This window comes from Desulfomarina sp. (genome assembly GCF_054039375.1).
This window is the reverse complement of record NZ_JBPLBA010000087.1, coordinates 1-18,697: the sequence shown is the minus strand read 5'-3', so window position 1 is coordinate 18,697 and position 18,697 is coordinate 1. Positions and strand designations below refer to the sequence as shown.

General features: G+C 47.7%; 15 protein-coding genes. 7 read left to right on the top strand and 8 right to left on the bottom strand.

The window, feature by feature from the left end; all coding sequences use genetic code 11:
* Positions 1-326 precede the first annotated feature (326 nt).
* Positions 327-755, top strand: a complete 429-nt coding sequence (locus ACXLDX_RS04680) for a helix-turn-helix domain-containing protein (protein WP_457576035.1) — start codon at positions 327-329, stop codon at positions 753-755.
* A 2-nt stretch (positions 756-757) separates the two neighbouring features.
* Here the strand turns inward: ACXLDX_RS04680 and ACXLDX_RS04675 are convergent, their stop codons facing one another.
* The 6 genes from ACXLDX_RS04675 to ACXLDX_RS04650 all read right to left on the bottom strand — a co-directional run bounded on the left by ACXLDX_RS04675 (position 758) and on the right by ACXLDX_RS04650 (position 6,011).
* Positions 758-1,147, bottom strand: coding sequence for a Fur family transcriptional regulator (locus ACXLDX_RS04675; protein ID WP_457576034.1), 390 nt, complete (start codon positions 1,145-1,147; stop codon positions 758-760).
* Between the two features lie 4 nt (positions 1,148-1,151).
* On the bottom strand, positions 1,152-1,979 hold the full coding sequence (locus ACXLDX_RS04670) for a metal ABC transporter permease (protein ID WP_457576033.1): 828 nt from the start codon (positions 1,977-1,979) through the stop codon (positions 1,152-1,154).
* Positions 1,980-1,981: 2 nt separating this feature from the next.
* On the bottom strand, positions 1,982-2,728 hold the full coding sequence (locus ACXLDX_RS04665) for a metal ABC transporter ATP-binding protein (RefSeq protein WP_457576032.1): 747 nt from the start codon (positions 2,726-2,728) through the stop codon (positions 1,982-1,984).
* Entirely contained in the window at positions 2,719-3,642 is a 924-nt protein-coding gene (locus ACXLDX_RS04660; protein WP_457576031.1) for a metal ABC transporter solute-binding protein, Zn/Mn family, read from the bottom strand. The genes ACXLDX_RS04665 and ACXLDX_RS04660 overlap by 10 nt, the downstream gene beginning before the upstream one ends.
* Positions 3,643-3,789: 147 nt before the next feature.
* A complete protein-coding gene (locus tag ACXLDX_RS04655) occupies positions 3,790-5,463 on the bottom strand; it encodes an acyltransferase family protein (RefSeq protein WP_457576030.1) in 1,674 nt (557 codons plus the stop codon).
* 155 nt (positions 5,464-5,618) lie between these two features.
* The gene (locus ACXLDX_RS04650; protein WP_457576029.1) at positions 5,619-6,011 is read right to left on the bottom strand and encodes a hypothetical protein; all 393 of its coding nucleotides are present in this window, start codon (positions 6,009-6,011) and stop codon (positions 5,619-5,621) included.
* Positions 6,012-6,290: 279 nt separating this feature from the next.
* Between ACXLDX_RS04650 and ACXLDX_RS04645 the strand changes: the two genes are divergently transcribed.
* Both ACXLDX_RS04645 and ACXLDX_RS04640 read left to right on the top strand, forming a co-directional pair.
* A complete protein-coding gene (locus tag ACXLDX_RS04645; protein ID WP_457576028.1) occupies positions 6,291-7,478 on the top strand; it encodes a putative sulfate/molybdate transporter in 1,188 nt (395 codons plus the stop codon).
* 113 nt (positions 7,479-7,591) lie between these two features.
* Complete coding sequence (locus tag ACXLDX_RS04640; protein ID WP_457576027.1) at positions 7,592-9,901, top strand: PhnD/SsuA/transferrin family substrate-binding protein; 2,310 nt, start codon at positions 7,592-7,594, stop codon at positions 9,899-9,901.
* Between the two features lie 32 nt (positions 9,902-9,933).
* Here ACXLDX_RS04640 and recD2 read toward each other — a convergent pair whose 3' ends face one another.
* A complete protein-coding gene (gene recD2, locus ACXLDX_RS04635; protein WP_457576026.1) occupies positions 9,934-12,486 on the bottom strand; it encodes an SF1B family DNA helicase RecD2 in 2,553 nt (850 codons plus the stop codon).
* Between the two features lie 142 nt (positions 12,487-12,628).
* Between recD2 and ACXLDX_RS04630 the strand changes: the two genes are divergently transcribed.
* From ACXLDX_RS04630 to ACXLDX_RS04620, 3 genes are read left to right on the top strand one after another with little or no spacing between them, the layout of a single operon-like run.
* Complete coding sequence (locus ACXLDX_RS04630) at positions 12,629-13,216, top strand: TetR/AcrR family transcriptional regulator (RefSeq protein WP_457576025.1); 588 nt, start codon at positions 12,629-12,631, stop codon at positions 13,214-13,216.
* Complete coding sequence (locus ACXLDX_RS04625; protein WP_457576024.1) at positions 13,213-13,698, top strand: Lcl domain-containing protein; 486 nt, start codon at positions 13,213-13,215, stop codon at positions 13,696-13,698. The genes ACXLDX_RS04630 and ACXLDX_RS04625 overlap by 4 nt, the downstream gene beginning before the upstream one ends.
* Positions 13,699-13,733: 35 nt before the next feature.
* The gene (locus tag ACXLDX_RS04620; RefSeq protein ID WP_457576023.1) at positions 13,734-14,414 is read left to right on the top strand and encodes a rhodanese-like domain-containing protein; all 681 of its coding nucleotides are present in this window, start codon (positions 13,734-13,736) and stop codon (positions 14,412-14,414) included.
* 1,002 nt (positions 14,415-15,416) lie between these two features.
* Here ACXLDX_RS04620 and ACXLDX_RS04615 read toward each other — a convergent pair.
* Positions 15,417-15,686, bottom strand: a complete 270-nt coding sequence (locus tag ACXLDX_RS04615; protein ID WP_457576022.1) for a hypothetical protein — start codon at positions 15,684-15,686, stop codon at positions 15,417-15,419.
* Between the two features lie 573 nt (positions 15,687-16,259).
* Here ACXLDX_RS04615 and ACXLDX_RS04610 point away from each other — a divergent pair.
* Positions 16,260-18,697: BPTD_3080 family restriction endonuclease (locus ACXLDX_RS04610; RefSeq protein ID WP_457576021.1), on the top strand; the 2,438-nt coding region annotated here is incomplete at its 3' end.

The window sequence follows — 18,697 nt, the reverse complement described above, 5'->3', positions numbered from 1 at the left end:
TTGCTACCCCTGTGAGTAGTTACATAAAAACCGTTTCATTTCATTGTGTTATCAAGAAAAACATCATAAAACCATCACGACATCAGTACAATAACAGAACCCTTGAAACGATCAGGATAACGAAAACCGTTCCTGCTGCCGGTATGGGCCTACACTAGCATTATTCGTGAAAAATTTCTTTATGATTTTCCCCATCCCTTTCCAACGAGATCATTTATTTTTTTTTCAGGAAATGCTATTGTTTATTACCCAAAAACAATGAAAATCCCTGCTGCGGCGATACAACCTTCAGCCGAGGATTTTCAGAGAAATTTCAAGGAGGACATATGGCAACCACCACTGGAAACCTGTTGGACCAGAAGGAAAGAGAATCCTGCGAATACATCACAAAACTCAACATCGGCCTGTTCAGCCAGAGGGCCAAAGCCCTTCTCCTTCTGGATGACGGTCACACCCAGGTAAAAAGTGCTGAATTAAGCAAACTGACCATCGGTCAGCTCCGTTACCTCCTTGTCCTTTTCAAAGAAAAACGCATGGATCTTTTCCCCGGTCACACGCTTCCCGCCGCATCCACCGAAGAAAAATCGTCCCGGACGTCTCAATCTGATAACACTACAGTAAAAAAGAAAAAGAAGAAAAAAAAGGACAAGAAAAAAAAGAAAAAAGAGAAAAAGGAAAAAAAGAAAGACAAAGAGAAAAAAAGAAAGGGAAAGAAGAAAAATAAAAAGAAGAAAAAGGAGAAAAAGAAAAAATAGTCTCAACCTGACTGGCAGTCGCGGCATAAACCGGTAAAGTAAAGAACGTGTGACTGGATCTTATGCTGGTATTTCTCCTCAATTTCAGAGCGGGACTTCCTGCTGAATATACAGTCATGAAATGGCGTAAATGATTGACATCGGGCGCAGAAAAAGAAATGGAGATGCGGCCTTCTTTTCCGAAAATAAAACCGCACACTCCCCTTTGATTCGGAGAAAAGAGAAAATCCCTCTATCAGGTTCTGTTTTTCCAGGTAATTGACACTTCTATAAACAGTCGCCAGGTTGATCTCTCCTTTTCTTATGGCAAAGATCTCCTGGGAGGAGAGAGGACGGTCCGAAGACTCGATTATTTCCAGCACCAGCTTTCTTTTTGGTGTAACCCCTGACATGCAATCATTTCCCCCTGAAACGGCTCAGGCCATACGCCCACAGAAAAAAAACGAAATTCACCAGAACAATCGTTGCACCCGCAGGTAAATTAAAGAGATATGCTGCAATTATTCCCACGAAAACAGAAAAAGATGCTGAAAACACAGCAAAAAAAATAGCTGTCCTGAACCCTCTGGACAGCTGCAGAGCAGTCACTGCCGGAAAAATAATAAAGCTTGAAACAAGCATGATGCCAACGACTTTAATCCCCAGAATGACAGTGAAGGTTGTCAGAACAACCAGTATCCGGTTCATCCGTTCAGTATTTAATCCGATAACCCTGGCAAACTCTTCATCAAACGCTATGGCAAAAAGATCCTGGTAATTCAGGAAAACAAGGAGAAGCACAACAAAGGAAAGCACCATGGTTAAAACGGACTCCACCCGGCTCACGGCCAGGATATCCCCAAACAGGTAACCGAAAAGTTCCACGTTAAACCCGGATCCCAGGCTTGCCAGAATAACACCGGTTGCGACCCCGATGGCAGACACAAGACCGATGGCGGCATCTCCGTACATATTTGCCCTGCCCGCGAGGTGCAATATCCAGAAGGATGCCAGCAGTCCCAGGGGAAGCGCCACATAAAGTGGATAAATCCCGAGCATAAGGGCCAGACCGATGGGCGCCAGGGAAAAATGGGCAAGCCCTTCACCAATCAGGGATAATCTCCTCAAAACAAGAAACAGTCCGAGCACGGCACAGCAGACACCGATAAAACAACCGGCAAAAAGAGCGCGCTGAATAAACCCGTATTGGAGAGCCTGGACCACCTGGGTTAAAACCGTATCCATTTTCAATGTTGATGACAGATGAGATGCTGGGCAAATTCCCCAAAATAGTTTGACATGTCACTGGACATGCAGAATTCCTTGAAGTTTCCAAAAAAAACAAGGCGTCGGTCCAGGTAAAGCATTTTATCGGCATAACGACCGATGGTGGAACTGTCATGGGTCACCAGAAGAACCGTTTTACCATGATCCCTGTTGAGAGAAGCGATTATATCATAAAAGGATTCACGGGTCACCGGATCAAGAGCTGCTGTCGGCTCGTCAAGTATAAGAATGTCCGGGTCGGAAACCATGGCTCTTGCCAGAAAAACCCGCTGGCTCTGTCCGCCGGAAAGTTTACCTATCTGCTCCAGATGAAGATCACCAATCCCCAGCATGGAAAGTGTTTCCATGACCTTTTCCCTGTCTCTTTTTCTCACCTTTCGGGGGAATTTTTTGCTGCCCAGCAGGCCGGTCGCCACAACTTCGGCCACGGATGCCGGAAAAGATTTATTGGCGACAACGGTTGACTGGGGCAGGTAACCGATCCGATACCACCTGCCAAAATGACGAAGAGATTCTCCCATAATTTGAATTGTGCCTGCGGCAATGTCCGCAAGCCCCAGGATGGCACGGATAAGAGTCGATTTTCCCGACCCGTTGGGTCCGACTATACCGATATACTCTCCCTCTGCCACCTTAAAGGAAATATCCGACAGTACAGTAACGCCGTGGAGTTTTACGGAGAGGTTTTCCACCGAAATTATTGACATTGCAGTCCCTGCTTCAGATTCGCCACGTTTTTTTTCATCAGGGACAACCATGTCTCACCACGCTCAAGCTCGTCCCGAGATACATTATGAATCCCATGGAGAAGCAGCAGTTTTACGCCGGTCTCCTCCGCGATAACCCGGGCAATTTTCGGCTGCACAAGTTCCTCATGAAAAATCACTCCACTGCCTGTTTTACGTATAATATCGACAAGCCCGGCGATGGCCCGGGGACTTGGTTGTCCATTTGGCGAGTACCCTTTGAACGGTGAAACGGCCTTGAGACCGTACCTTGCTGCAAAAGGACCGAACGCAAAATGACCGCCACTGACAATGGTTTTCAGGCGACAATTCCCGAGAATTTCCTTGGTGTCACGATCAAACTCAACCAGTTTTTCCACATAGATTCTGCTGTTTTGCCGGTAAAATCCGCCATTGCCCGGATCCATCTCGACCAGTACACTGCTGATCACATTCACCATTTCAACCGCATTCAGAGGATCAAGCCAGATATGGGGATCAATACCGCCATGCCCCTCATGATCCCCTACGGGTTTATGATGTTTCATCTGGTGGGCAATAATTTCCCTGCCCACTTCAACAACCCTGCCCTGATCCCCCCCCATGGCCGAAACAACTGCTTCCGCCCAGGGCTCCAGAAAACGGCTGGTATAGAGAAAGAGATCCGCCCGGCTTACTGTTACCAGGTCCCGCGGGGTCGGCGAAAACCCGTGAGCCTCAATTCCCGGTGGCAGAAGCAACCTGACCTCCACCTTTTCCCCACCTACCTGCCTCGCAAAATCATAAAGGGGAAAAATTGAAGTAACAACATGGAGTTTTGCAGCAGCCTGACCTGGATAACTGCTCAACAACAGCATCACCCAGATAAAACAACATAACGTTTTCCAATATTTCATAAAATTTATTTGCGCCTTTTATAATCAACTCGAAATAACCTGAACCGGCTGAAAATCCGGGGTAACATCGTATTCACCTTACCCCGATTGCAAATGATTCGCAAATAGAATTCATGGAACCAACTGAGATTCAGAGGTCATAAAATCTTAGAGTTGTCGACACTGTGGGGAACTACGTTTCACCGGGACTCTCCTGATGAACGGTCTTTCAATATAGGTATACGTCATGACACTTGCAGGAAAGACAAGAATAAAAGTGAACAGGAACTTAACGACACCATTTGGTTGAATATTTAAATAGACCAAAAAAATATACTTCACCAGATCCAGAACAACAGGATGGAGCAGATAGACGCTGTAGCTTACCAAACCAATGGCCCTGAGCCATGAATGGGCAAAAAATTTCTGAGCTCTGTTTCGTTCCGTAATCGAGAGCCCCAGAATAAGACAGCCTGTCAGGTATGGATAGATCCCTTCAAGAACCCACGTTTCGACGACTCGATGACCCGCAAAAAAACTTCGGAGTGCCGGCAGTGAAACAGCCAGGAGAAACATTGAGAAAATCACGCCGGGGTGACCAAGCAGGGCGAAAATACCCCTGTACTTTATCCGGTCCCATTTCTGATAGAAATATCCCATCATGATCCCCACCAGAAACACCCCCAGATAAAGAGGCATGGTATGCCCCATTCCATACATGGTATGAATAGGCAACCAGTTATGATTGTAGGCGAAACCAACCCCTCCAAGGAATACCAGAATCCCTGTCAGGCGACCACGAAAAATGAAATGATGGATCATGAAAATCAGCGGCAGCAGGGTATAGAAATGAATCTCCTGCAGAACGGTCCAGAGGATAGAATTTCCCTGGAGAAAAAGCAGTGACCTGATATAGTCATCATACCGCTGTGAATAGAAATATCCAGCAGTAAGAACAAAGTAATACATGGGAAGAATTCTGCAGAAACGTCTGGCAAAATATTTTTTCATGTATTCAGCAGAAACAATACGGGAGCCTTCCCCCGCAAAGGGCAGACAAAGCAGATACCCGCTCAGGCAGAAAAAGAGAGTTACCCCGACCATCCCCGCTCCCCTGAATCCGGGAAGCCCCGTATGATCCATCAGAACCAGCAGAGCAGCCAGCCCCCTTAACCCGTCAAGGGTTGCGAGATTTTTTCCGGTTGAGGGGGTCTTATGACAAAGATCACTATAAAACAGTGAGTCAGAAAACCTTAACGAACAGAACAGGAAAAATGAGAAAACCCCCGCCAGTACCGGCACAATATATAAAACCACAGGATTACTGACCTGCAGCTCACGACGGAGAATAATATAAGGATCATCCGTATTGCTTTTGATCCTGAGAAATCCACCCTGGTCAAAATTCAATCCGGTCTGGGGAGATGCTGTCAGTTCAGGCTGTTGCTTCCCGAAATCTATTTCAATGTCCGGTCCGAAAAAACTTAACAGCCGTACTTTGTATATTCGATACATTCCAGGTCCCTGACCCGGATCAATCCTCAATGTTCTGAACGACCTGTTATTGGTATTAAATTTTAACTGACTCCGCTTTCCGGCCGGCAGTTCCTGCAGAACAGTTGAATCTTTTTCCTGGAAAGTTATCCGGTTCCCGGTGGCGAACGAATAATAGAGCTGAACCTTACTGTTATATTCGCTTTCAATATCAACCACAACTCTGGCAAAAGAGGACAATACTGTAAAATGAATACCCCAGAAGACAAGATAGGTGACGACAAGTGCGCCACATAACGCAAAGACTTTTTTTTGAGTTGTTCCCGTACCGTTCACGCTTTCCTTCATCCCCCCGAAATGCACACGCCCTAAAAGATCAAAATAAAATCCGGCCACCTGTTGAAACGCAACTGCCGGCAGACCCAGGAATTTGTTAGACAGTTCCCCTGTCTGTCGATGGCCGGAAATGTCCCTGACCGCTTACGCTGAAACTCATCCCCCGTTCAGGCCATATTCAAACACATATGCTCCACCTGTGGACCGACAATCTTCCAGTCCACACAGGGAGCAGCAAAACCCTTAGGTTGCACAAGCGGGCAACCGAAAGCGGAATCATCAATATATACATGGGCATAGACCTTTGGACTTGAGGTCCATTCCGCCTGATCCGGATTCATGTTGATCCCAAAGAGCTGTATACCGTTTTCTTCAAGATACCTGACGGCATCTCTCAGATAATTTCCCTCTTCGCTGTTTGACCGCATCGTAAACAGAATGATTTTCGCCCCACACTGCTGCAGTCGCTTCAACCATTTTACGGCACCGGGAACAGGTTCACCAATCTCAGGGTAACGGTGATCGACAACTGTTCCGTCAAAATCCAGGCCTATATACATTCTTCCTCCATGATTTTTCCTTTACCATGGAACTCAACCTGACACGAAAGCAAAAAAACTCATGACAATGCAGAGGTAACAAAATCACAGAATTACTACCCTGTGACCAATTTCCTGCAACGGGTTCACTGGTAAACGGAAAATAATTATAATTTTTAAATTGAAATCAGTGTAACACTCCTATTCCACATTACAACAGGATATTTCAGGTAAAATAATGTATATTTCCAGGGTGAAAAATAATGAATCTCAGTTTTTCCATATCATCCGTCAAACATTATGAAAAAATACCGTTTTAACAGAATGGAAACAGCAGGATCTCTCGGTGACCTGGGAACCCTGCTGCCGCTGATCGTCGGCATGGTGACGATCAATCATGTTTCACCAACGGGTATTTTTTATTCCATCGGCCTTTTTTATATCCTGTCAGGCTGCTACTTCGGACTGCCGGTCCCTATCCAGCCGATGAAAGTCATTGCCGCCTACGCCATTTCAACCGGTATGACATACTCCCAGATCAGTGCCTCCACAGGACTTGTCTGTATTTTTCTTCTTGTTATCGGTGCAACCGACACCATCTCTTTCATTGGCAGACTTGTACCGAAATCGGTGGTGAGGGGTGTACAGCTTTCCACAGGCATACTGCTTATGACCAAAGGCGTTTTATTCGTCATTGATGGTGCTCCCGGCAGCCAACTGCCGGAACCATATCTCTCCATCCAGAATAGTGGTCCTGTGCCCATAACCATTATCATTGGCATTGCCGGAACCGTATTGACCTTTTATTTCCTGAACAGCAAAAGATATCCTGCGGGAATTGTCGTCATCCTGTTTGGTCTGCTGACCGGTCTCTTTCTCGGGACATATGATGGCATGGACAGGTTTGCCCCCGGGCTCTATCCTCCGCCGATACTCCCAGCAGGACTGCCCGCCATCACTGATCTCACCGTGGCCCTCTTTGTCCTGGTCATCCCCCAGCTTCCCATGACCATCGGCAATGCCATCATCGCCAATGCTGATCTCTCAAGAGAATATTTCGGAGAAGATTCACACCGGGTCACATACCGGGCCACAACGCTTTCCATGGCAGCAGCAAACGGCCTCAGCTTTTTCCTGGGCGGAATCCCCCTCTGCCATGGTGCAGGAGGCCTGGCGGCCCATTACCGCTTCGGGGCCCGTACTGCCGGTTCAAATCTTATTATCGGTACTGTTTTCCTGGCTCTGGCTGTTTTTACCGGCCCCCATGTTATTTTTCTCATTCATTTCCTGCCCTTTTCCATCCTGGGGGTTCTTCTGCTTTTTGCCGGTTCACAGCTCAGCCTCACCATTCTCGATATGTTCGCCAGAAAGGACATGTTCGTGGTCCTCACCATCCTCTCCATCACCCTTGCCTCAAGCTTGACCTGGGGCTTTCTTGCGGGAATTATTCTCGCATTTTTACTTCGCTCAGAAAAATTCAATATCTGACAGGCTCCCATGAGTGCCCATACATAATTATGAAAAAATTTGAATATCATGCCTGACACAGGTAAACTGTAAAATATAAGTGGTTGTCAGAAATCCAACTTATGCCAGGTGATATGAAAACTCCATTCCTTTCTTTACACCGCAAAGAGCTCCTTACCTGGATTGCCGTAATATTCCTTTTCCTTCTGCCCTTTTCCCGGAAAGTCGGGGCCACCGATACTCCGGTCAGAATCGGCATCCTCGCAAAACGGGGAAAAGAACAGACACTGAAAAAATGGACCCCGACAGCAGAGTATCTTTCCAGGACCATAGATAATTTTAAATTCAATGTGATCCCGCTGGATTTCAACGAGATCTACCCGGCAGTAGAAAAGAATCAAATTGATTTTATCCTGACAAATCCCGCCTACTACGTGCAATTGGAATACAATTTCGGTGCCGAAAGAATAGCAACCATGAAAAACCGGAAATTCCACAAAATCACAACCCGATTCGGAGGAGTAATTTTTTCAAGAAAAGACCGCAATGATATCACAAATTGCGAAAATCTCCGGGGAAAACGGTTCATGGCTGTAGACAGGCACTCTTTCGGGGGATGGATAGCCGCCTGGTACCATTTCCTCTCCCATGGGCTGGAACCGTCCCGGGATTTCAGTTCCCTTCAATTTGGAGGAACCCACGATGCCGTGGTATACGCAGTTCGGGATGGACTTGTCGATGGCGGTACAATCCGATCCGATACCCTGGAACGCATGGCAGCAGAAGGAAAAATCACTCTTGATAACTACAAGATCCTGGAAGAAAAAAGCAATACGGCACACTTTCCTTTTCTGCTTACCACGACCCTCTATCCGGAATGGCCAATGGCCACCCTCCCGCATATCGACAGAAATCTTGCAGAACAGGTAGCCATAGCCCTGCTGAGACTCTCTCCGGAAAACAGGGCCGCCCGTGCTGCTTCTATTGGTGGCTGGACAATTGCCCACAATTACAAGTCGATCCACACCTGCCTGAAAACCCTGAAAATTGCCCCCTACGAACATTACGGAATCATTACCTGGAAGGCATCATTTCGCCAGCACTGGGTTGAATTCATCCTGATAGGGATAACCCTCATCGGGGCAATCATTGCCATGATATTTGTTCTGCTGCTCAATCGACGCCTGAAAGCAACCATGATCACCCTTGACCATGAACTGGCGAACAAGAAAACAATGAGTGAAAAACTGCAACAGTTCAAACTCAGCCTGGACCAGATCCTCGATTGTGTTTTCATGTTTGAACCGGATACCCTGCGGTTCATTTATGTCAACCTCGGAGCCATCAACCAGGTCAAGTACACATTTGAAGAGTTACTGAACATGACTCCACTGGATATCAAACCCGATTTCTCAAAAGAAAATTTCAGGCAATTTATTGCACCACTGCTCAGCGGTGAAAAGGATTCAATCACCTTCACTACAAACCACAGGGCCAAAGACGGACAACTCATCCCGGTGGAAGTCTTCCTCCAGTATGTCTCTTCAGAAAATCTTGGTGGACGTTTTGTGGCCATCGTCCGTGATATCACCCAACGAATTGAAGAAACACAGAAAAAGGAAAATCTCCAGGCTCAGCTTCTCCACGCCCAGAAGCTGGAATCGGTCGGACAGCTTGCCGCCGGTATTGCCCATGAAATAAATACTCCAACCCAGTTCATTGGAACCAACATCAATTTCCTGGATGAAGTTTTCGATGATCTGGCGGTCTTCATTGAACAGATGCGGCAACTTGGCGATAACAGCCCGGAAGACATCCGGGAGACAATAGATCAGGCACTTGAGACCATGGACTGGGAATATCTGGCCGAAGAAATCCCCCAGGCTATCAGACAATCCAGGGAGGGCGTAAAACGTGTCAGCTCCATCGTTCTAGCCATGAAGGAATTTTCCCACCCCGGAAGCCGGGAAAAAGAACCCAGGGACCTGAATAAAATTATCGAAACCACAGTGACTGTCGCCCGCAATGAATGGAAATACGTAGCCGATACCGAATTTGATCTCGACCCGGACCTGCCTCTGGTCCCGCTGCTGTCCGATGAAATGGGCCAGGTCATCCTCAACATGATTATCAATGCGGCCCATGCCATTGGTGAAAAACTGGGAGAAACCCCGGAAAAAAGTAAGGGAACCATAACCATTACCACCCGGAAAAAGGACAACCATGTGGAACTGCGTATCCGTGACACTGGAACCGGTATCCCGCAGGAGGCACAGCCGAGAATTTTCGATCCCTTCTACACCACCAAAAAGGTTGGGAAGGGCACAGGACAGGGGCTGGCAATCAGCCATGACGTCATTACTGAAAAACATGGTGGTTCCATCCATTTTACCACGGAAATCGGCAAGGGAACCGAGTTTGTCATCAAACTGCCTGTCACATGAATCCCGGCTCTTTTGAACCTGAAAGAGTTCCGTCAATTCCTCAGAAGAGTTGCCAGCCCGGTCTGTCTTCTGCCGATATCCTGCTGCCGGACCGCCATGGCCAGAGCCCTTCTCGTCCCCACAAAGGCAGCCATGGCTCTGGCCCTGGTCAGGCCGGTATAAATCAGATTGCGAAACAGCATCTTAAAATGCTGGGTGAGTACCGGAAGAATAACCGCCTGAAACTCACTTCCCTGGGATTTATGGATCGTTATGGCGTAGGCCAGGTCGAGTTCCAGGATATCATCCCGCTGGTAGAGTACCCGGCGATTATCCTGAGCAAAGGCAACCACACAGGTTGGAGCCGTATTTTCGATAGAGACGATCCTGCCGATATCACCATTGAAGACGCCCAGGTCATAATTATTGCGCCGGTGAATCACCCGGTCCCCCTCCCTGAAAATCCTTTCCCCCATCTGAAGCTGTGCTTTTCCCGCCGCCACCGGATTGACAGCCTCCTGAATCACCCGATTGAGATTTGCCGTACCCATACTTCCACGGGTCATGGGTGAGAGGATCTGAATTTCGATATCTTCTCCGAGGTATTTCGGGATCCAGTCAATATAGAGACGGACCACCGTATCAACCCCGCCCAGACCATAATGGAGACTGGACCAGGGATGAATTTTCTTCAGTACAGCTTTCAATTCCTCCACACCATCTTCTGCTTCCCGGATTTTCTTCAGGTCGACATGTCTGAATTTTTCCGGGATTTCAAAATCCTTCTCCCAGGCGGATGCGATCATCTCATTTGTTCTGAAAGTAAAACCATCCCCACCCATGCACAGACCTTCAAAATCCTCCGTTTTTAATTGAAAATTCTTTTTCACCCTGGCGATAAAAGTGAGCTGCTCACGGGTAGCTTCGTCGGAATCCAGGAAGATACAGTCTGTTCTCCCATGCCACACATCCGGCTCTTTAAAGGGAGATATAATTCGTGGAATCTCACCCCTGTTGATCAGATGGGCATATTCAATAATTTTTGACTCACGTGCCTGGCGGAAGACCCGGGTGAGACGGCATGCTGTCACAAGTCCGGAAGAGAGAATATCGCCCAGGACATTTCCCGGACCAACGGAGGGAAGCTGGTCGGCATCACCGATGAAAAGAACCTGACAACCGTCAGGCACTGCCCTGAGAAGAGACGCGGTCAGGGAAATATCGAGCATGGAACATTCATCCACAATTAGAAAATCCCCCCGCAGGGGCTGTTTCTCATTGCGCTTGAAACCACTGCCCTGAAATTCCAGGAGACGGTGCACGGTCTTCGCCTCCCGGCCGATAACTTCCGCCATCCGCTGGGCCGCCCGTCCGGTGGGTGCTGCCAGTAAAACTCTTTTTCCCAGCGCCTCGAGCAGACGGACAATGACCAGTGTTGCCGTTGTTTTTCCGCATCCCGGCCCTCCGGTAAGCACGGAAAAATGGCTGCGGACAACGGCACGGACCGCCTCCATCTGTTCATCACTGAGAGCCAGCTTCGCCCTGCGACAGTATTTCTCGATCCAGGGGGTAAGTGTTCCAGGCAGCAACATGGGCCGAACAGCCATTGAGCGAATCCTGCGGGCCACATATTCCTCGTCATAGTAGAGCGTCTTCGAATAGTAGCAACGGAGTTTTTTCCCATCGTCAGCGGGCAAAAGCCGCACACGAAGATGATTGTCCCTCTCCATGCCAACCAGTATTTCGAGAAGCTTTTCTCCGGGGGAAAATTCCAGAAGCTTTCCCACATCAAGACCAATCTGCTCAATGGTGAGATAACAGTGCCCCTGCTCCCGGCTCGCGGCCAGGACATGTCTTATGGCCGCCACAATCCGTTCACGGCTGTCCAGGGCCAGACCGATACTGAGGGCTACCCGATCCGCTGAGAAAAAACCGATACCATAAAAATCCACCGCCAGCCGATAGGGGTCTTCAGTGACAAGTCTGATCGCCCTGTCCCCGTATTTTTTATAGATCCTCACGGCAAACAGGGTGGAAATCCCGTGCCCCTGGAGAAACATCATCACCTCACGGACCATGCGATGCTCCCGCCAGGCTTCCTTTATCATTGCCAGCTTTTTCTTTGCGATTCCGGGAACCTCAATCAACCTGTCTATATCATTCTCAAAAACTTCAAGGGTCTTTCCCCGGAAGTAACGGACAATCCGTCCGGCCGTCTTGGGGCCAACCCCTTTGATCAGACCGGAACCGAGATATTTCTCCAGGGCGGCAGCCGAAGCAGGTTTTTTCTCGATGGCCTCGTCCGCCTGAAACTGTCGGCCGAAACGGGAATGAATAATCCAGCTTCCACGAAATTCCATGGTGGCACCGGCAAAGACCCTGGTCTGGTGTACAGTCACAGTTTCCAGCCGGCCCGGACTGTCAAACGGAGCAACACGCAATACCGACCAGCCGTTTTCGGGATTATGATAGGTCACCCGCTGGACGATTCCGCTTATCTTTTCGGTTATTATCTCCATTGTCCGTAACCGCTCAACGAGATTAATATACTGCCTGTTTACATTTCCCTGTTCCCTGACCTCTGAACTCAACTGCCTGCTTCCCATTGTTCCCTCTTCCTGAATCTTTGGCAAGCACTATTGAATTTCCCCGGTGTTGATGAATTTACTGCTGGAAAAAGATTGACAAAGTCCATCCCGCACTCTATTTTGTACCGAACGGTCAGTATAAAACAATCAAGGTGCCGAATTGAATAAAGGTAAAGAAACCCGCAAACGGATTTTAAAAGAGAGCCGAAAGCTTTTTACTATCAGGGGTTTTCAAAACACCAGTATCAGTGAAATAACAGCCGTCACGGGAGTAAAGAAAGGCAACCTTTACTATCACTTCTCCTCCAAAGAGGAGCTCGGCATTGCCGTTCTCCTTGATGCCGCTGAAGAATTTTCGGCAATTCTCGACCGTTCCCTGACCGGGGCTGGCCCTGTGGAAAAAATTATCACTTCCTGTCAAGTCATTATGACCCTGATGCAACAGACCCAATTTGTCGGTGGCTGTCTGTTTGGCAACACCGCCCTGGAAATGAGTGGCATCAACCCCCGTTTCGGTGAAATCCTGCAGGATGTATTCGGCCACTGGACGGAAAAACTGAGAACCGAACTGCAAAAGGCCGAAGAATCCGGTCAGCTGAGTGGAAAACTTAACGTTGAAGCTCTAGCCACCTCAATTGTTGCCATACTCGAAGGCGGAATCATGCTTTCCAGGGTTTACGAAAACAGACAGGCCCTGGAAAAGTGCATTCTCACGATCAAAATCCTGCTTGAACCGGAGCAAACATGAACGAACACAAACGATCAGCCATTTTGAACAGCACCAGAAATTGTCTTTTAACCGGACTACTCTCACTCCTCCTCTTCAGTGGCTGCGCAGAACAAACCGACCTGAAAGGCCACAGCACAAGCGACAGACTCATCGCACTGGGTGATGGTGTCTGCCGGGATACACGCACAGGAAAAATGTGGCAGATGGATACCAGCAGAACAATCAGATCCCTTGAAGACGCACAAAAATATGCCGGCACCATGGAAAGAGGAGGCTATAATGACTGGCGTCTACCGACGGTTTCCGAACTTTATGATCTGTACATCATTTTTGATCTGCATAAAAATGGCGACTGCGAAATGAAAGTTGAGGGAAATTACTGGTCCGACGAACCGGATATGGATGGACGGGTAGGCACCTGGGAACTGGACGACAACTGTGATCCCGAACGGCAATATATTCCCAAGAAAAAAGGACTGGTGCGGGCAGTACGGCCTTAATCCACAAAGGCTGCAAAACAGCCGAAAGGATCTCCATGAGAATTATAAAAACTCTTCTAATATCAATTATCCTGATTTTTTCCCTCTCTGCCCCAGGCAGCGCAGGAACAATCCAGAAAATTTCCGGCCAGGTCATCAACGGCCTGAGAATCCTCTCAGAAAGTGAACTCGCCAGGGGGAGTATCAGGCTATACAGGGGTGATTACGTGGTTTTTCCCGCCGATGAAAAAGAGCAAAAAACCCTGACCATTGAAGGTCTGAAAATTCACCACACCTTTCCCCCGGAAAAAGGACAGAAAAAATATGTAAAATTCAAACAGACGGGCCACTATCCTTTTCAATTCGGCGATATCCATGGCACCGTGGAAATAATCGAATTTGCCGGAACAAATTACCGCCCTGTCACTGCAGAAGAAGCCAGGAAGATCATCACCAATATTTCCCCTCTGATCCTCGATGTGCGAACACCAGGGGAATACCGCAGGGATGGATATATTGAAAACTCCATTCTTCTCCCGGTCCAGGTCATTCAACATGAATATGTAAAACTGCTGGACCACAAAGGTAAACCGATCCTGATTTACTGCGCCACCGGCAACCGCAGCACGGTGGCAGCCAAAATCCTGATAGACAAAGGATTTAAAAACATCTACAACATGCGCTACGGCATCGCGGAATGGAAGTATCGCGGTTTTCCGGTTGTAAAAGAGAAATAAAAATTGTAATCCCGGGTGAATATATAACGTGCATCTTGATTTTGGAGTGCACCTAACACAGTAAAGTTACCAGGAATTACTGTATTGCGATTATACCCAGACTCCCGCCAGTGAAGAGATTAATAAATATCTAAAGAGTGGTAAACGACCAGATGCAATTTTCGGTCTAAATCTCCTGATCACTTTTGGCATTCTAGAGGCGGCCAGTCGACATGGATTATCCCGCAAAGATTTTGGAATTTCAGCATTGACAAGGTGCCATATACCTAATTATTCGGAAAGTGACAGGTATAACTGGAAATGATGTTATCTATGGTGGAGCAAAAGCCCAACAGGAAGATAGTATCCACGACACACCTGGCACCTATCCATAAAAAACAGCATAACGCTCTTCCCTTGACATATCGGATTCTGATTACGTATGAAACTCAGCCTGTCATTTGTGAGTCTGGGGATGTCCCTGTTTTATCAGGCGTATTTCAAAAATCACATTAGACTGATTATAAAATGATTTGGACTGACACTTTTTCATTTGAATTCCTTATCAATTGAGATTTCCAGTGATTTTTGACCGTAAGCTAGCCTGATAAAACAGGCACATCCACAATTTGGCTGAGTTTCACGGATAATCAAGTATCGGATAACGGGGGCGAAACAAGTCAACCCATTGGAATGGCATAGAATATCTATTAAATCACTAATATCCGGTTAAGTTTAATATGATTTCAACTGGTTACACGCCGGGTGACCTGATGGCCTGTAATCCATTTCTGTAACCAACTGATAAAGTAAAGTTTTTTCGAAAACTAATATGCTCAAAATTTGTAAATTTGTGTATAGATTTTTATTGTCCTGCTGCATGACATAACCGTTGTTTTCCCATAACCGAAGTACCCGTGTGCATTAATCTCTGGCCTGCTCCAGATCATCACCCTACACCCAGAACACGGGGATGATCTTGACGAATTTCTCCCCTCCTTCCAGGTCATTGGTGGCTGCCAATTATTCTTCCTGCTTGCGCCGCAGGCTCAAAGGCAAGGAACCAACAGCCTGCTGGTTGAGAATCAGGTCGCACTTGCCATGGAGTTTCATCTCCAGACCTGCCTCGAACACGATGTTGAAGGTGTAAAGAAAATCGGTCTTTATCTGATCGGCATCAGACACCACTCCCCATATGCCGCCAAAAAGCGAGTTGGTCCGCAGGAGACCAATCTCCTTGGATACGACCTTGAGGGGTGGTGAAGCAGAAATAATGATCGCCGATCCGCACATGATCCACTTCAAACTGTCGAGTCAAAAGACCAAACCAAAGAACAACTTGATTTGGTAACGCCGAGTAAAAAGGGACATTAAAAGCTTATCTGTTGTATAATGATGATATTGCCCGGTTGAAAAAAATAACCGCAACTATGAACAGAGCGAGTCACCGGCACATAAGCGAAACTGCTGCAATCCGTGCTCTACTTGTGCTGGGGAGTAATGCTTCAGGAAAAAGGCTATTGAATGCGCTAAGAAAAACGATATAAGAATATATATAAATAATGCTATACAGAAATATCTATTTCGCTTTGTAAAAAATAACACGAGAAACTGACATTACCCTAAACACATGAAGAAACAAAGCGAAAAAACAGCGTGCAGCAAGAAACCAAGAAACAAATTGCTGAGTATTGTGCCGAATAGTATTTTAAGCGTTATTATGATTTAATGCTGTCGATACAATAAACAAGGAAGCCGCTTTATGTTTTTTTATGGTATATGTTTCATTGATTTTATGTTGTTTTTTCTCGCTACCGCTATGCCGACTCGGCCTGCAGCTGGATTATCCGGACCGGAAAGGAAGTTATGAGCAATCTATTCTTCGAACACCCCATTCTCAACTCGCCTTACGATTATCCCTCCAGGCATTGGGAGCTGGACGAACAGGGACAACCAACCCAGCAAATTATCAACCAGCGACGTAAAGCTGAATTCATAACTCCCATTCCCAAACCTAAAAAGCGGAAAGGCAAAGGGACACAGCAGAAACTTTTTGTTGATCATACTCTTACCAGTGGTGGGCAACAATATGATCCTACTCCCATCATCAACAAGTTGCGTCAGGAAGTTGATGCATGGCGAGCTCTGCCAAATCTGAATGACTGGAAAGTAACTCCGGAGACTGCACGTCTTTTGAAACATTGGCGGCATCACAATTTTAGTGGCATCCGCCCATTTTTTTGCCAGGTAGAAGCCGCAGAAGTTGCAATATGGCTCATCGAAGTAGCTCCTCAGCTGGGCAAGAGGGGGAAATTCTTCCTTGATCATCTAGAGAGCGCCAATAACGATGCTAACCCGGCGTTAATGCGGCTGGCATTAAAGCTGGCCACAGGTGCGGGAAAAACCACGGTCATGGCAATGCTCATTGCCTGGCAGACTATTAATGCCGTTCGCAGACGTGCCAGTAAAAAATTTACCCGTGGTTTTCTTATCGTTGCTCCCGGACTCACCATCCGTGATCGTCTCCGTGTCCTCCAGCCCAATGATCCGGACAGTTACTACGCCAGCAGGGAACTGGTTCCCGGAGATATGCTGGCTGATCTGGAAAGAGCCAAGATTGTGGTCACCAATTATCACGCGTTCAAACTGCGGGAACGGGTCAAGTTGGCCAAAGGCAACCGCTCTCTGTTGCAGGGACGAGGAGAAGCGCTGGATACCCGGGAAACTGAGGGTCAAATGCTGCAACGGGTTATGCCTGACCTGATGGGTATGAAAAACATCATGGTCATCAATGATGAAGCTCATCACTGTTACCGGGAAAAGCCCGGGGAAGATGATGTTTCTACCTTGAAAGGGGATGACAAAAAAGAGGCGCAAAAGAACAATGAAGCGGCCAGGCTATGGATTACAGGCCTTGAGATAGTGGGCCGGAAAATTGGCATTCACCGGGTCATTGACCTGTCAGCCACCCCGTTTTTTCTCAGCGGCTCAGGTTATGCGGAAGGAACGCTCTTCCCCTGGGCCATGAGTGACTTTGCCCTCATGGATGCCATTGAATGCGGCATTGTCAAGTTACCCAGGGTGCCTGTGGCACAAAACCTGCCCGGTGATGAAATGCCCATGTTCCGCAACCTGTGGGAGCATATCAAAAAAGATATGCCCAAAAAAGGGCGTGGCAAGACCAAGGATCTTGATCCGTTAAGTTTGCCTGTCAGGTTGCAAACTGCACTTGAAGCGCTTTATGGCCATTATAAAGAGACATTTGAGCTATGGCAGGCAGCAGGAGTAAAAGTTCCGCCCTGTTTCATTGTGGTCTGTAACAACACTTCCACCTCAAAACTTGTCTATGATTATATTTCCGGTTTTCATCGGGCCAATGAAGACGGCAGCAGCTCGTTTGTTCCGGGCCGACTGGAATTATTCCGTAACTATGATGAGCATGGCAACCAGCTGGCCCGGCCCCGCACCCTGCTCATTGACAGCGAACAGCTTGAATCCGGTGACGCCCTGGATAAAAATTTCAGGACCATGGCCGCTGCTGAAATTGAACGCTTTCGATATGAGATGCGTCAGCGTGGAGATCACAGCCGAGCAGAAAACATAACAGACCAGGATTTGCTGCGGGAAGTCATGAATACAGTCGGCAAGCCGGACAGTCTGGGTGGTTCCATCCGCTGTGTGGTCTCCGTCTCCATGCTTACCGAAGGCTGGGATGCCAACACTGTCACCCATGTCCTTGGAGTGCGGGCTTTTGGCACCCAGCTTCTCTGTGAACAGGTCATCGGTCGCGCCCTGCGCCGACAATCCTATGATTTGAATGAGGAAGGGTTGTTTAACGTGGAATATGCCGATGTATTGGGTATCCCTTTTGATTTTACCGCGAAACCAGTGGTGGCGCCGCCTCAACCGCCCAGAGAAACCATTCAGGTCAAAGCAGTAAAACCCCAGCGTGATCATCTGGAAATCCGCTTTCCCAGGGTTCAGGGATATCGGGTGGAGCTGCCGGAAGAACGTCTGAGCGCAAAATTTACCGACGATTCAATTTTAGAGCTGACCCCGGATCTGGTAGGTCCGTCCATTACCAGGAATCAGGGTATTATCGGCGAAGGTGTGGAGCTCAGCCTGAAACACCTGGAAGATATGCGACGCTCCAGTCTCATTTTCCATGTGACCAAACGCCTTTTGTACACCAAGTGGCGGGATCCCGGCGAAGAACCGAAGATGCACCTCTTTGGTCAACTCAAACGCATAACCAGACAATGGCTTGATACCTGCCTCATCTGCAAGGGAGCAACCTATCCGGC